The following is a 16225-nucleotide window of genomic DNA, read 5'->3' as shown; positions in this document are numbered from 1 at the left end:
CATTTATTCGTAAACGTAGAATCCACGACCTGTTTTACGCCCTAACCATCCTGCATTCACATACTTACGTAATAACGGACATGGGCGATATTTACTATCTCCTAATCCTTCATGCAACACTTCCATAATGTATAAACACGTATCTAAACCGATAAAATCGGCGAGTGTCAAAGGCCCCATCGGATGGTTCATACCAAGCTTCATGACTTCATCAATTGCTTCTTTCGTCGCTACACCTTCATATAACGTATAAATTGCTTCGTTGATCATCGGTAGCAAAATACGATTTGATACAAAACCTGGGAAATCATTCACTTCAACTGGTACTTTCCCAATTTTTTTCGTAATATCTTCAATTGCTTCATATACCGCATCATCGGTAGCCAAACCACGAATAATCTCAACAAGCTTCATAACTGGAACTGGATTCATAAAGTGCATACCGATTACTTTTTCCGGACGCTTCGTTACCGCTGCAATTTCTGTAATTGGCAGAGATGACGTATTCGTTGCTAAAATTGCGTGTTCTGGAGCAATTTCATCTAGATTCGCAAAGATTTTCTTTTTAATATCCATTTTCTCAACAGCTGCTTCAATAATAAGATCCGCTTCTTTCACACAATCTAAATCAAGCGTTACTGTAAGACGATTTAATGTGGCTTCCTTCTCTTCTTCCTTCATACGTCCTTTTTCTACTTGCCGTGCTAAGTTTTTCGTAATGATAGCCAATCCTCTATCTAATTGCTCTTGCTTTAAATCTTGTACCTTCACGTCATATCCTGCCATTGCACATACTTGTGCAATTCCTGATCCCATTTGCCCTGCACCAATTACAACAATGTTTTGTACACCCATTTTTTCTTCCCCCTTAATTGTTAATAAATTTTATACCCTCGAACTTTAATTAGTGAACTTCAATCATCACTGCGTCCCCTTGACCGCCACCGCTACAAATCGAAGCAATTCCAATTCCGCCGCCGCGCTGCTTAAGTGCATGGATTAGTGTAACGATAATGCGCGCTCCGCTTGCTCCAATTGGATGTCCCATCGCTACCGCGCCGCCATTTACATTCAATTTTTCCGGATCAATTCCTGCGATTTCTGTACTTGCAATTGCTACCGCTGCAAAGGCTTCATTAATCTCGAATAAATCAATGTCTTCAATTGTCTTTCCTGTTTTTTCAAGCAATGCGTTAATTGCATAACCTGGAGTTCTTGGGAAATCTTTAGATTCCACTGCAATTGCTGTATGCGCCAAAATTGTCGCTAATGGCTTTCTTCCTTCTTGCTTCGCTCTGTCTTCGCTCATTAATACAAGTGCGGCACCACCATCGTTTAGTCCCGGCGCATTACCAGCTGTCACCGTCGCTGTCTTATCAAATACAGGTTTTAACTTTGCTAACTTTTCAATCGTTGTATCTTCACGTGGCGCCTCATCCTTTGCAACGACAATAGGATCGCCTTTTCTTTGCGGAATCGCTACTGGCACGATTTCCTCTTCAAAACGCCCTTCTTTATGCGCTGAAACCGCACGCTGATGGCTACGATATGCCCATTCATCTTGCGCTTCACGAGAAATTCCATCTTCCTTTGCAACTTCTCCGCCATAAACGCCCATGTGTGTACCTGAAAATGCGCATGTTAAACCGTCAGCAACGTTTAAATCAATAACTTCGTTGTTGCCCATTCTGTATCCCCATCTTGCTCCACGTAAAATGTAAGGACTGTTACTCATCGACTCCATACCGCCAGCTACAATCAGTGATTGATCGCCAGTACGAATAATCTGATCCGCTAACGTAACCGCACGAAGCCCTGATGCACAAACTTTATTCACTGTTTCCGTCTGCACTTCCCAAGGGATTCCAGCAGCCCTCGCAGCTTGGCGCGATGGAATTTGTCCCTGCCCACCTTGAATAACCGTTCCAAATATAACTTCTTCAACATCACTAGCCGCAACATTTGCTCTTTCAAGTGCTGCTTTAATTGCAATTCCTCCAAGTTCCGTCGCTTTTACATCCTTTAAAGATCCTCCAAATTTTCCAACTGGTGTTCTTGCGGCACTTAAAATAACTGTTTTACTCATGTTTCTTTCCCCCATTTCATTTTTTAACACTGAGCGCTCGCTCGGTATCCCTACGTTGAGAAGAGGTGCAATCATTGCACCTCTTTCTAAAGTTGTATACATTCTTACAAACTACATTGCTTCTTTTTTCTGTCCGATAACAGATCGTTCTAAAATCTCTGTCACATCAAGAGTTTGAACTTTCTCTTCTACCTCTTTCGCTTTCGTTCCATCACTGATCATCGTTAAGCAATATGGACAACCTGTACCGATAATGGATGGCTGTACAGCTAATGCTTGTTCTGTACGAGCAACGTTAATACGAGAACCTGTTGTTTCTTCCATCCACATTAAGCCACCACCTGCGCCACAGCACATTCCAGTTTCACGGTTACGTGCCATTTCTACAAGATTCACTCCAGGAATCGCTTTCAAAATGTCACGTGGCGCTTCGTACACTTCGTTGTATCTTCCTAAATAACAGGAATCATGGTACGTAACTGTTTCTTCAATAGCGTGAACAGGCTTTAAGCGCCCTTCTTTCACCCACTGAGCTAACAATTCTGTATGATGATAGACTTCTGCTTGCAAGCCAAAGTCCGGATACTCATTTTTAAATGTGTTATAAGCATGAGGATCAATCGTAACGATTTTCTTCACTCCTGCCTTTTCAAATTCTTCGATATTCTTTGTCGCCATCTCTTGGAATACAAATTCATTTCCGAGGCGGCGTGGTGTATCTCCAGAATTCTTTTCTTTATTACCGAGAATTGCGAATGAAATACCTGCTTCGTTCATTAACTTCGCAAACGATATCGCAATCTTCTGACTACGATTGTCGTATGATCCCATTGAACCAACCCAGAATAAATACTCGAATTCCTCCCCAGCTTTTGATTTTTCTTTTACAGTTGGAACTGTTACTTCGTCATCACCTTGGCGCCATGTTTCACGCTCTTTACGGTTCAGACCCCACGGATTCCCTTGACGCTCGATATTTGTCATCGCGCGTTGTGCTTCCGCGTCCATTTTTCCTTCTGTTAAAACGAGATATCGACGTAAATCAATAATTTTGTCAACATGCTCATTCATAACTGGGCATTGATCTTCACAGTTACGACACGTTGTACATGCCCAAATCTCTTCTTCTGTAATAACATCTCCGATTAAACTCGGATCGTAAGCGAGCGTTGTAGACGCTGATTCTTGTTGTCCTTTTCCAGCTGCCATCATCGCTAACTGATTTCCTTGTGTATTATTGAAGGCAACTACTGGAACCCACGGTGCTTTTGATGTTACCGCAGCTCCTTTATCAGTTAAATGATCGCGAAGTTTTAAAATTAAGTCCATCGGCGATAACATTTTTCCTGTTCCTGTTGCCGGACACATATTTGTACAACGGCCACACTCTACACAAGCGTATAAGTCAATAAGTTGATTTTGTCTAAAGTCTTCAATTTTACCAACACCAAATGTTTCTTGCGTTTCATCTTCAAAATCAATCTTTTCAAGCTTCCCTGGGTTTGAAAGACGACCGAAGAATACATTAGCTGGTCCTGCAATTAAATGCGCATGTTTTGATTGTGGAACATACACTAAAAACGTTAACAAAATTAGTAAATGCACCCACCAAGAAAAATAGAACACTGAAATGGCTACGGTTTCATTTATCCCGCTAAAAACGTAAGCGATTGCAGAAGCAATTGGTTCACTCCATGAAAGCTCCTCGCCATGCCATATAAGTCCCATACCGTTACCAAGTAGCACAGAAATCATTAAGCCACCGATAAAGATAAGAACAAGACCTGATTTGAAGTTACGTTTTAAACGAACAAGCTTTTCTACATAACGTCTATGAAAAGCCCAAAATACTGCAATTAAAATAACAAGTGTGACAATTTCCTGGAAGAATGTAAATGCAGGGTATAGTGGTCCAAGTGGAAGATGTGATCCTGGTGCGAGTCCTTTCCAAACGAAGTCAATTGCTCCAAATTGGACAAGAATAAATCCGTAAAAGAACATAACGTGAATGATGCCGCTTTTCTTATCTTTCAGCAGCTTTTTTTGACCGAAAACATTGACCTTAAGGAGATCCCAACGCTCTTTAAAACGACGGTCAAATTCAATTTTTTTTCCTAATTGTATGTAGGCCATTCTCGTCCGTATAAGATATACAAACAAATATCCTGCATAAGCAATAACAGCAATGGCAGCCAGCCAATTAATGATCAGTAAGCTATTCATTTTTATGCTACCCCTCTCTTTGTAAGCCCTCTTTCTTTTTTGAATCTTCAAAAATATATAATTTTCTGAATTATATCCCCTATCCCCATTATATAATGAGTGAGCATTCAGTCAACAGTTTTTTGTTATAGAACAACACATTTTTTCATAAAGCTGTTTATTTCGGTGAAACTATAAAGTGAAACTTTAATCAGCAGGGGTGGTTCATCCCCCTCTAATTATTAGTTGAACCAATCGGGCTTTTACGGGCAGTAGATTTTCAAGCTAACTTCTACTTATTCAACAGTTTTTGAGTCGAAAGGCTTACTGCCCGTTAAAGCGGGATAAAGTGAAACTTTAAACAGTACAAGATCTATCCTCTAAAGAAATTTATAATAACAGCCGTGCTACCCGTATCATTTGTAACACACTGAAGGTGAAAAGAATGCGAAGGAGGGAATTCACTAATGCTCTACTTATCTCTTTTGTTAATATCCGTTGCTCTTTGGATTACAATTGACCTTTCATACGGGAGACTTCTTCATTTAAAACGAGTAAGCTCTCGCACTTTCCCTTTACGTCAAAGTGATTTTCACCTTTATACATACGGGAAAGATTTGTATGACGCTTTATTTACTGATATAAAACAAGCACAGCATCACATTCATATTTTATTCTTCATTGTAAAAAACGATAAAATCAGTCGTGAATTTTTAAAATTGCTGATTGATAAGGCTCAGGAAGGAATTGAAGTACGACTTTTACTTGATCGATTTGGCAGCCATTCTTTATCAAACGAAGCTATTCGCTCCCTGCAAAAACATGGTGTATCTTTTTCATTTTGTCATAAGGTAAAATTTCCTCTGCCTTTCTTTTCTGCCAATCAACGAAATCATAGGAAAATTACAGTGATTGATGGGAAAACCGGCTATATCGGGGGATTTAATATCGGTGAAGAGTATCTAGGGCATAATGAATATTTAGGATTATGGCGAGACTACCATTTACGTCTTACAGGAGAAGGGGTTCAAGATTTACAAAAGCAATTTTTGCATGACTGGTTTGATGATACGAAACAAAATTTATTAGATGCTTCTCTTTATTTTCCAAAACAAAACCCAGGTACCATCCTGCATCAATTTATTCCGACTGATGGGGCTTATTTACAGCATACTTTTTTACATTTAATTAACGCGGCAAAAAAAGAAATCTGTATCGGTACACCATATTTCATTCCTGGAAAAAAAATTATGAATGCCTTATTAAAAGCAAAAGAAAGAGGGGTTCAAATCACAATTCTTGTTCCAGAAAAAGCTGATCACCCTCTTGTTCGAGAAGCCAAATTTCCGTACTGCCGAAAATTAATACAGGCTGGTTGCAATATTTATGCATTTCAACAAGGTTTTTTTCACGCCAAAATTATTATAGTAGACGATGATATTTGCGATATCGGAACAGCAAACTTTGATATGAGAAGTTTATATATTAACCATGAAATAAACTGCCTGTTATATAATAAACATTTCATTCAAACAGTAAAAAAGAAATTCCATGAAGATCTAGAGAATGCATCTGTACTTTCCTATAGCGATGTAAACCCGCCTTCTCTTATCGATAGAGGAAAGGAATGGATTGGAACAATGTTTGCTTTCTTTTTATAGGAAAGACAATGAATAAAAGAGGTGTATCTCATATGCTTATACGGTTTGGATATGTCTCACATGCAATGGCACTCTGGGACTGTTCTCCTGCCAAAACAATGACGTTTACACGCTTTAAGAAACTCAGCAAGCAAGAGCGAGAAGACAAACTGTACCATGTTATAAGGCAAAATTTAGAGCACACAATACGTATCCTTCATTACAATATAGCGCATGAAATCCCACTATATCGCCTATCGTCTTCCATCGTCCCACTTGCAACACATCCCGAAGTCGAGTTTGACTATATTGGGGTATTCACACCACTTTGGCGTAAAATAGGGGCTTTAATTAAAGAACACAATTTACGAATAAGTTTTCATCCAAATCAATTTACGCTATTTACAAGCGACAAGCCACATATTACTACTAACGCTATTACGGATATGACTTATCATTATAAAATATTGGATGCTATAGGCATTGCAGATTCTTCTTACATTAATATTCATGTAGGTGGAGCCTATGGAAATAAAGAAAAGGCAATTGATCGCTTCCATGAAAACATAAAAAAACTTCCTACACATATAAAAAAACAAATGACTCTTGAAAATGATGATAAAACCTATACAACCGCTGAAACTTTATCAATTTGCCAAAAAGAAAATATTCCATTTGTATTTGATTATCATCATCATATGGCCAATCTTTGCGAGGAACCACTAGAAGAGTTGCTTCCTGCAATTTTTGAAACTTGGTCACATACAAATATTTCTCCTAAAGTTCACATTTCCTCCCCGAGATCGGAAAAAGAATTTAGGGCTCATGCTGAATATATCGATTTAGAGTTTATTAAGCCTTTCTTACACATTGCAAAAAAACACAATCATAATTTCGATATTATGATTGAAAGTAAACAAAAAGACTTAGCATTATTCCAATTAATAGATGAACTTTCTGCTATAAGAGGAATTAAAAGAATAGGTGGTGCAATGTTACAGTGGTAAATTGTAACTTTGCACCATTTTTTCAAAAAAGTAATTTTTATAGTAAAAAACATCCTATTTTATATGCTATTATTTAAATTAGCATTCCCTCGAGATTCAACTTTATTGAAACGGAGTCATAATATGATTAATCAAAAAAAATATGTACAATTTGTCATAATATACATATCTATATTTGCTCTTTGGATACTCTTTATTCCAAATGAGTCGCATATAAAGGAGATTGGAATTCTTTTCTTATTCTGTTTCGCTGCACTTTTTTCTTGTCACTGTTTATATAAAGCTATTAAGAGAATGAAACGCAGTGATAAACTATTTTGGATTTTATTACTATGTACTTGCCTATGTGGATTAGTTATGGAGATAACCCTATTTCTTAGTTCACTTTCTATACATGATCAATCTATATTTTCATATAAAGCATTACCTTTTTTTATCATACAATATATTTTGCTCTTTGTTGGATTTGCTATAAAGTTTATAAAAAATTATTCTATTAAGGGGCTTTCTCAATTTTCATTCGATAGCATCTTTATTATTATTATGAACATTTATTTCACCTTAACTTTTATCTTAGACCTTTCAAGCTTCCGCATGTTAACAAAGGATACTTGGATTTTAATTGGGTATTTCATTGCACAATCATTAGTAATTTACGCCGTTATTAGCCTATATAGAAGAGAACAATATTCTTCTAGTAGAATTGCATTAATTATCGGTTTCACTATTATACTCGTATACGGTTATATTCATCTGTTTCAATTGAATTTTGGGATGAAAACTTCTGCTGAAATTAATTATTTAATACACACTGCTTCTATTTTATTAATTGGACTTTCTTCCATACTATATATTTTAGATAAACCAATGCAGCATGAAACGAAAACAAAATATTATCGATTCGATTATGTACGTTTTATACTACCTTATTTTAGTATAATTATTACTTTTTCTTTTATTATCATTCAACCTTGGGATGATAAATTCATGTTGATCGGTCTCGTATTATCACTTATTTTGTTATTCTTGCGGCAACTTTACCTGTGGAAAGATAATCAAGCACTAATTCATACATATGAACAGTTGACTACACAACTAGAGGACGAAGTTGAAGAAGGTGCATTTGCATTATCAAAAAGTGAACAACGTTATAAATCTTTATTCGAGGACCATCCCGATGCCGTTTTCTCTTTAAATATGAATGGCATTTTTCAACAATCTAATAAGGCGTGCGAAAGCTTATTTACTGCCTATTATTGCGAAGTGGCAAGCTATTCTCTGGTACACTTCATTGATTCAAAAGACCACGAACTACTAAAGAAGGCTTTACAAATTACAAAGGAAGGTAGGCCACAAACGTTAGAAGTTCGTACAAAAGAACAAGAAGGCTATTATTATTATCTCCATATTACACTTATCCCTACTTTTATAAACAAAGAAGTGGTCGGAATGTTTGGGATAGCACGTGATATTACCACCTTATATGAAAAACAAAAACAAGTAGAACATTTAGCCTTTCACGATGCACTTACTGGATTACCAAATCGTCGAAAGTTCGAAAAAGATTTAAAAGCCATTTTAAATACAGCCCAAACTAACGCAAATGATGTCGCCGTCATATTCCTTGATTTAGATCGATTTAAAAAAATTAACGATAGACTTGGCCATGACGTTGGAGATTTATTATTAATTGAAGTAGCAAAAAGATTACGCGGTTGCTTGCGTTCAAAAGATATCGTCGCTCGCCAAGGTGGCGATGAGTTTACAATTCTATTACCAGAAATGTACTCAGAAAAAAGTGCAATTTTTATAGCTGAACAGATTTTAACTATTTTAAACAAACCATTCTTCATTCAAGGCGAAGAACTCTCTATTACACCAAGTATCGGAATTGCGATGTACCCTGATTATGGAACTGATGTAAATGAGTTAATGAAAAATGCTGATATGGCTATGTATCGTGCGAAAGCAAATGGAAAAAACAGATTTGTTTTCTTCTCAAAAGAAATGAGTATCGCTCAAAATGAAATTCAATTCTTAGAAGGTGAACTTTCAAAAGCATTACAACAAAATGAATTTTTCCTTGAATACCAGCCACAAGTAAGCACAAAAACAAAACAAATTATCGGTTTTGAAGCATTAATACGTTGGAAGCATCCAAAACTCGGTATCGTATCTCCTGCCCAATTTATCCCTCTAGCAGAGGAAACTGGTTTTATTATTGAACTTGGCAATTGGATATTACGTACTGCTTGTTTAGAGGCAAAAAGATGGCATAATCAAGGTTTCTCTCACTTAAAAGTTGGTGTAAATTTATCTGTTGTTCAATTTAACCATGCAGATTTAATCCCAACTATTTCAAAGGTATTGGAAGAAACAGAACTGAAACCCGAAGCACTAGATATTGAAATTACGGAAAGCATCGCAATTAATCAAAATCAATCTGTAGTTGCAAAACTAGAACAACTTCAAAATCTCGGTATTCAAATTTCAATCGACGACTTTGGAACTGGTTATAGTTCTTTAGCTTATTTAACAAAATATCCAATCAACACATTAAAAATCGCTCGAGAGTTTATTTGTGGAATTACAACTAGCCCTTTAGAAGAAGCAATTGTCTCTTCCATTATTACACTATCAAAAGAACTAAATTTAAAAGTGATTGCAGAAGGTGTAGAAACGGAAGAAGAATGGGAATTTTTACATAAACAAAATTGTGATCACATTCAAGGATTCTTTATTAGCAAACCTGTCTCTAGTAAAGACGTTTGGATGTTACTCCATAAAAAAACAACCGTCTAAGTAAGACGGTTGTTTTTTAGAACTCAAAAGGTACTTCATTAGCTAATTGTACCTCTTGATTATTATGAGAAATTATTTGGTTTTTCTCTAATGCTGTATCTCCTAATGAAATACCCCATGCCATCGCTAACGTTAGTAAACTACCAATAAGTAGTTTTTTCATATTCCATCACCCGCATTTTTTTCTTTAAATATATCATGAAAAATTATCCAGACTTTATGCAATTATGCATATTTGTTCTTTATGTCTTTTTTATTTCTTCATTTTTTTTATAAGTGATTCTTTTAATTCATGGTTTCCTAATATATCAAAAAAGAAGCATGCTTTTTCGTAAGCATCTTCAATTTCTGCTCTATCACACCCAAGTTTTGCTAGGCATTCACCTTTTCGAAAGTATAACTGTCCAATCAATGTCATACTGTTAATTCGACACGATAGGTCAATGGCTTTATTTGCGTGACAAAGCGCTTCTTCGTATTGATTGTCTATGTATAATGCTTTTGCATGATTATGTCTCACCTTCACATCAAACTCTTTATTATCATGCAATGCCTCTAATTGTTTTAATATATTTTCAAACAAATCAATACCCTGCTTCAAATAGCCGTTTTCAGCATAAATGTTTGCAATTGCATTTTCAATATAAAGGTTCTGATATACATCTATTCCTACCAGTTGTTGATTGAGCAATTTCTTTAATTCTAAAATGCAATATTCGTAATCGATTTTTTTCAATACGTAAGCAGCTACATAATATTGCCATTGAAGAAATTGCTGAAGCTCGGGATGATATTCTTCCTTTTTCAATTCATTGCATACTCTATTATAAATTTCTTTATATTTTTTTTGCTTACAAAGTAGAATAATTTGATCTTTTAACTGCTTATTCCTCTCAATATCAGAATAAATGAGTACCTCATAAAAATGAATGATGGGAACTTGTAATTTTGCTGCAATACCTTGCAATATATCCATACTTGGGTATACCGCACCCGATTCAATTCGACTTACTTCCGATTGATGACATATGTTCTCGGATAACTGTTTTTGTGTTAATCCTCTCATCACCCTAATTTTCTTAATTTCACTTCCTAATTTTTCTGCGTGCATACTTACTCACCATCCCATTATAACAATCTAGTTTTTTAAGTTGTCATACCACTACAATAATGTGAATTCGACAATTTTTGATATGAAATAATGCATAATATATATATAATTCGGCAAATTTTTCATACAATTCATCTCACATACAATAATAGATTAGGAGTGTTATAGATGAATTATAGAAAATTTGCTAGTGCTTTCGTTACGTTCGGTCTCCTTTGTCCTTTATCAACAAAAGCTATTTATGCCCAAGAATTAGATAAAAATGAAGTCAAAGTTGAAATTGCTCAGCCTGGTTTAACAATTGGAAAATTAACAGAACCTCAAAATGATACGAAAGAAAATATTGCGAAAAAGTATTTAAAAGGTGAGGTAAACGGGGCTAAAGCTCAACAAGAACAAGTCACTACTGAAAAAAATGTAGATTTCCAACCTACAAATAAAGAAACCAAAGAAAATCAAACCGAAGTTCGCCTTGCACAAACATATAAAAACTATAAAGTATATGGCCAAGATCTCATTGTAAAAGTAGATAAAAATGGAGTGATCACAACTGTTAGTGGTAAAGTTGTTCAAAATTTAAATCAACAACCTAATCTTACTATAACAAATTTTTTGTCGAAAAATGAAGTAAAATCTAAATTACGCGATATAGTTCAAATTCCAAGCGATGCAGTTGAGACTGAATTCTCTAGCGAAACCGTTGTTTATAAGAAAAAAGATGGCTATTATACATTCGCAACTGTTATTACATTTACTTATGAAAACAATGAACAAATTATAAACGGCAATGCTATCGTTGATTTAAAAACTGGAGAAGTACTTTTCCAAGAAAAGTTCATTAAAAACAAAGAGAATAAGACTATAAATCAAGTAACATCACCTAGATTATCCCCTGCAAGTGAGCAAGGAACTGGGAAAAATGCACTTCAAGAAAACATCTCTTTCAATATTGCCAAAGGAACTGATGGAAAATTTTATTTAGCGGATTTATCACGCGGAAATGGTATTTATATTTATAATGCAAACTACGCCGATTCCCTTGGAGGATATAGTCAAGCTGGTTATCCAGGGACACTAATTTCAAGTAGTACTCCTAATTTTGCAGATAAAGAAGCCGCGGGCGCTATGAAGAACATGAGTGATATTTACGATTACTTTAGGAAAGAACATAATCTAAAAAGTTACGACAATAAAGATTCAAAAGTTGTTGCTAGTGTACACGGTTTTGATTCTACTGAAGTTAGTGATGGTGTAAAAGAAGACTATGTAAATGCATTTTGGCATCCCGCTTGGAACCAAATGGTATTTGGTGATGGTTTAGACGGAAAACTAACATCCGCTCTTGATGTAACAGCTCATGAATTTGGACATGCTGTATTCAGTGGCACGACGAAAAATAAAGTCGTGAGATATCCAAGCGCTGAAACATCTGCACTAAACGAGGGATTAGCGGATTTCTGGGGTACACAAATCGAATATTACGTAAAGAAAGATAAAGGAAACTGGATTATGGGCGATACATTAGGTGGCCTAACAATTCGTGATATCCCAAGGGAAATTGGTGACGGCGGTCATAAACTATATACAAATTTACAAGATTTCTATAACGATGGTAATAATCAAGAATCACACGTGAATTCTGGTATTATCAGTCACGTATTATATCAATTAGCTGAAGGTAAAACATATAACGGTGTTGCTGTTCAAAAACAAGGAAATGAAAAAGTAAGTAAAGTTGTTATGCGTGCATTGCAAAATTATGCAACTTCCGCTGAAGACTTTGAATCACTTCAATCTCATATCGTACAAGCTGCAAAAGATTTATATGGCACTGCCGTATCAAATGAATTTGCAAAGGCATTTGAAGCACACGGTTACAAACCGTTACAAAAAGTAAATCAAGTAATAGAAGTACAATAATTATAAAAAGAAGGTTACCTCTCATAGGTAACCTTCTTTTTATATCCAACCCTTTTCTTCCGCAATTGTAATTGCCTCAATTCTATTTTTCGCATCAAGCTTCGCTAATACTTCAGAAATATAATTACGTACTGTACCCGGCGAAAGATAAAGTGCCTTCGCAATTTCGTTTGCCGTCTTTCCTTCTTTCGCAAGCAACAGTACTTCCTTTTCGCGATCTGACAACGGATTTTGCTCCTGCCATAAGCCAAACATTAAATCTTGGGAGACCTCTCGTTTCCCCTTCATTACATTACGAATTGCTGCCGCTAAATCTTCACTTGGGCTATCCTTTAATAAATAGCCGTGCACACCAGCTTTCATTGCTCTTTCAAAATATCCCGGCCGTGCAAATGTTGTTAAAATCATTACTTTGCATGATGATTTTTCTTTCTTTAAAGTCTCAGCGACATCCAATCCACTTTGAATCGGCATTTCAATATCCATAATACTTACATCTGGCTTTAACGATTCAATTAATTCTAACGCCTCTTCCCCGTTCGCAGCTTGCCCAATTACTTCGATATCATCTTCTAGATCAAGCAGGGCCCCTAATGCACCACGAAGCATCCGCTGGTCTTCTGCAATAATAATTCGAATCATGCCCTCACCTCATCTTTTCCTGTTCTAATAACAACTGGAACTTTTACCGTTAATAACGTCCCTGGATTGATTGTACCTAGTTCAACAAATCCATCAATAAGAGCAATTCGTTCTTTCATGCCGCGAATACCATTTCCATCATGATTTTGATCTGTTAAACCGATTCCGTTATCTTCTACTTTCAAAATCAGTTCACCTTGTGATTCTAATACAGAAACTGCGCACCGCGTTGCCTTACTATGTTTTACAACATTTGTAACGGCCTCACGTAAACACATCCCGACAATATTTTGTTCAATTGGTGATAACGAGCTCGATCTTGCTTCTTGCCTCACTTCTAATTCAATATTAGCTGCTTGTAAGATCGCTTTTATTTGCTCTAGCTCTTCTTCTACCGTAATCATACGCATATCAGAAATTAATTCTCTCAGCTGTTTTAAGGCTGTACGAGACGTTTGTGTAATTTCCTTCGCTTCCGCACTTGCACGCTCTGGATTTTTCACAATTAACTTCTCTACAAGCTGGCTTTTCAAAGTAATAAGAGATAACGTATGCCCTAATGTGTCATGAAGATCTCTTGCAATCCGCTGCCGTTCTTCACGTTTTACTAAGTCTTTAATTTGCTCGTTCGCCTGATCCAATTGATTTCTTAACATCTTTTTCTGATTAAAATTGCGCATACCAAATGGCGTAAGAAGCATTAAAATAAACATTGGAACGATATTTACTAAAATTGTAGTTGTTAGTTGATTCATATTTACAAATAAAAATGCTCCAAGCATGATAACTAACGAACATAACAGCACTCGAAATACTTTCTTATTTGGCGCAAATCCCATCGCACTTGCTGTGAAAAAGCCAAAAAATATCATAAAAGGATTATAAAATAAAGCAAATAAAAAGATGAGTACCATTTGAATACACGCCCAAAAAACAAACGTCCTCTGAACAAAATAAAGCTGACGGTATGTGACGATAAAAATTATCAACATACCGCTTCCTATTACAAGCTTCCATCCTGATGCCTGCGCTAAGTGATAAATTGGAAATAATAGATAAACAAACCACATATACGGGAAGAATCCCATATGTTTCGGAAAAATCTCAATCCTCTTCTTCTCTATCATTTATACCGCTTCCTGTCTTTTTCTTATATATATTGATACTACAACAAATATAAGGAAATAACCTCCTAATACCGCGATATTTTCCCATCCAATTGATTTTCCAGCTACAATATCCCACGCACCACTTCCGAAATGGTATGTCGGTGTCCATTCACCAATCGTTCTTAATATTTTGGGGAATACTTCAATCGGCATCCATAACCCGCCAACTATAGCTAAACTCATATTTAAAATATTTGCTAAGCCAGCAGCTGCGTCCGCCTTCTTAATGGAACCTATTACTGTTCCTAACGCTAAAAATGGTGTTACCCCTAACAATAACCATAATCCCGCACCAATCCATTGCCCTACCGTTAACTCAACATGATTAATTAGTATCCCTGCAATAAAGATAACTAATATTGAAAAAGCATTTACTACTGTTTGAGCGATAATTTTTGCTGTTAAATATGCTCCCTCTGGAAGCGGTGTAATTTTTAGAAGATGTGTCCATCCTTGCCCTCTTTCCTGAGAAAGTCTCACACCGAAACTAAAGAGTGCAGTCCCTACAATACTGAAGGTTGCCATCGAAATTAAATAATGTGCTTTCCACGCATCTCCGTTTTGTGGTACTTGAACAACATTTGTAAAAATGTAGTAAAACATAACAGGCATTAATAATGAGAAAAAGATAAATAATTTATTGCGGAATGTACGTAAAATTTCTATTTTGCATTGCATCCATAATGCTCTCATGCGATTTCCTCCTTCTGATTTGCGACAAACTGTTCGAATGCTTCATCAAGACTTCCACGTTCAACTGAAACATCTGTTACAGGTAAACTCTTTTGATAAATGGCTTTTAAAGTTGCATCCGTATCCTCCGTTGTTAAAATGAAGCGTCCTTCGCTTGACTTTACTTCTGTTACATTTGGTAATTCCTTTAGTAATTTTGTAGGAATGCTTTCCTTCGAGTAAAATGTGATTGTTTTTCGCGAAATCGTCGCTTTCATTTCGTCTGGTGTACCATCTGCGATAATCTTTCCGTTCGCAAATAATAAGATACGATTTGCTAAAGCATCTGCTTCTTCTAAATAATGCGTCGTTAAAATAATTGTTTTCCCTTCACTTGCTAACTTTCGAATCGTTTCCCAAAACATTCTTCGAGACGTAATATCCATTCCGACTGTCGGCTCATCTAAAAATAACAAATCTGGATTTCCCGCAAGTGCAAGCGCAAAATTCAACCTTCTTTTTTGCCCACCTGATAACTTCTCACATCTTTGCTTTCGCTCTGATTCTAAATTTGATAACTGCAGTAACGTTTCTTTCGCTATAGGATTCGTATAATAACTACGGAATAACTCAATTGCCTCTTCCACCGTAATACTATCAATGACACTTACTTCTTGCAGCATCGCACCGAGGCTATTACGAACATCTCTATGCTTTGGACTCTTTCCAAATATAAAGACCTTACCTTCTGTCGGGTCCTTTAATCCAAGCATCATCGACATCGTCGTTGTTTTCCCCGCACCATTCGGACCAAGTAACGCTACTATTTCCCCTTTATTTACATGAAATGAAACATTATTTACTGCGTTTTTATGTTTAAATGTTTTAGAAACACCATTTACTTCAATAATCTTTTCCATCTCTCCACCCCCGCTGTTTCTTATATTTACATTGTATTACTTGGAAAACTTAGG

General features: G+C 36.1%; 13 protein-coding genes. 4 read left to right on the top strand and 9 right to left on the bottom strand.

Features of this window, described 5'->3' with window-relative positions; all coding sequences use genetic code 11:
* Positions 1–3: 3 nt before the first annotated feature.
* The 3 genes from ACTFRM_RS22155 to ACTFRM_RS22145 are packed head-to-tail and all read right to left on the bottom strand — an operon-like array spanning position 4 to position 4309.
* A complete protein-coding gene (locus ACTFRM_RS22155; protein WP_000538874.1) occupies positions 4–855 on the bottom strand; it encodes a 3-hydroxybutyryl-CoA dehydrogenase in 852 nt (283 codons plus the stop codon).
* Positions 856–904: 49 nt separating this feature from the next.
* A complete protein-coding gene (locus tag ACTFRM_RS22150) occupies positions 905–2188 on the bottom strand; it encodes an acetyl-CoA C-acetyltransferase (protein ID WP_141096672.1) in 1284 nt (427 codons plus the stop codon).
* A gap of 9 nt (positions 2189–2197) precedes the next feature.
* Positions 2198–4309, bottom strand: a complete 2112-nt coding sequence (locus ACTFRM_RS22145; protein WP_001086776.1) for a heterodisulfide reductase-related iron-sulfur binding cluster — start codon at positions 4307–4309, stop codon at positions 2198–2200.
* Between the two features lie 446 nt (positions 4310–4755).
* Here ACTFRM_RS22145 and cls point away from each other — a divergent pair, with 446 nt between their 5' ends.
* The 3 genes from cls (at position 4756) to ACTFRM_RS22130 (ending at position 9737) form a co-directional block, all read left to right on the top strand.
* Positions 4756–5949: a cardiolipin synthase gene (gene cls / locus ACTFRM_RS22140; protein ID WP_000966420.1), complete on the top strand. Its 1194-nt coding sequence runs from the start codon at positions 4756–4758 to the stop codon at positions 5947–5949.
* A 32-nt stretch (positions 5950–5981) separates the two neighbouring features.
* A complete protein-coding gene (uvsE, locus tag ACTFRM_RS22135) occupies positions 5982–6935 on the top strand; it encodes a UV DNA damage repair endonuclease UvsE (RefSeq protein WP_173600718.1) in 954 nt (317 codons plus the stop codon).
* Positions 6936–7058: 123 nt separating this feature from the next.
* A complete protein-coding gene (locus ACTFRM_RS22130; protein WP_440043602.1) occupies positions 7059–9737 on the top strand; it encodes a DUF4084 domain-containing protein in 2679 nt (892 codons plus the stop codon).
* A gap of 16 nt (positions 9738–9753) precedes the next feature.
* On the opposite strand, the gene ACTFRM_RS22125 is transcribed toward ACTFRM_RS22130, so the two are convergent.
* Together ACTFRM_RS22125 and ACTFRM_RS22120 are read right to left on the bottom strand one after the other, a co-directional pair.
* Complete coding sequence (locus ACTFRM_RS22125; protein ID WP_000734727.1) at positions 9754–9900, bottom strand: quorum-sensing peptide PapR; 147 nt, start codon at positions 9898–9900, stop codon at positions 9754–9756.
* Positions 9901–9990: 90 nt separating this feature from the next.
* Positions 9991–10848 carry a helix-turn-helix domain-containing protein gene (locus tag ACTFRM_RS22120; protein WP_000542925.1) on the bottom strand — a complete coding sequence of 286 codons (858 nt, stop codon included), beginning with the start codon at positions 10846–10848 and terminating at the stop codon, positions 9991–9993.
* Positions 10849–11016: 168 nt separating this feature from the next.
* Here ACTFRM_RS22120 and ACTFRM_RS22115 point away from each other — a divergent pair, with 168 nt between their 5' ends.
* Positions 11017–12768 carry a M4 family metallopeptidase gene (locus ACTFRM_RS22115; RefSeq protein WP_322372585.1) on the top strand — a complete coding sequence of 584 codons (1752 nt, stop codon included), beginning with the start codon at positions 11017–11019 and terminating at the stop codon, positions 12766–12768.
* Between the two features lie 39 nt (positions 12769–12807).
* Here ACTFRM_RS22115 and ACTFRM_RS22110 read toward each other — a convergent pair whose 3' ends face one another.
* From ACTFRM_RS22110 to ACTFRM_RS22095, 4 genes are read right to left on the bottom strand one after another with little or no spacing between them, the layout of a single operon-like run.
* Positions 12808–13410 (bottom strand): response regulator transcription factor, encoded by a 603-nt coding sequence (locus ACTFRM_RS22110; protein WP_000619237.1) that lies wholly within the window; start codon positions 13408–13410, stop codon positions 12808–12810.
* Positions 13407–14537 (bottom strand): sensor histidine kinase, encoded by a 1131-nt coding sequence (locus ACTFRM_RS22105; protein WP_440043600.1) that lies wholly within the window; start codon positions 14535–14537, stop codon positions 13407–13409. The genes ACTFRM_RS22110 and ACTFRM_RS22105 overlap by 4 nt, the downstream gene beginning before the upstream one ends.
* Positions 14538–15272: an ABC transporter permease gene (locus ACTFRM_RS22100; protein ID WP_001202431.1), complete on the bottom strand. Its 735-nt coding sequence runs from the start codon at positions 15270–15272 to the stop codon at positions 14538–14540.
* Complete coding sequence (locus tag ACTFRM_RS22095; RefSeq protein ID WP_000411127.1) at positions 15269–16171, bottom strand: ABC transporter ATP-binding protein; 903 nt, start codon at positions 16169–16171, stop codon at positions 15269–15271. The genes ACTFRM_RS22100 and ACTFRM_RS22095 overlap by 4 nt, the downstream gene beginning before the upstream one ends.
* Positions 16172–16225: the final 54 nt, after the last annotated feature.

The organism is Bacillus cereus group sp. MYBK227-1, from assembly GCF_051916325.1.
Lineage (GTDB): Bacteria > Bacillota > Bacilli > Bacillales > Bacillaceae_G > Bacillus_A > Bacillus_A cereus.
Note: the sequence above shows the minus strand (reverse complement) of the source record. Positions and strands in the feature narration are given on the sequence as shown.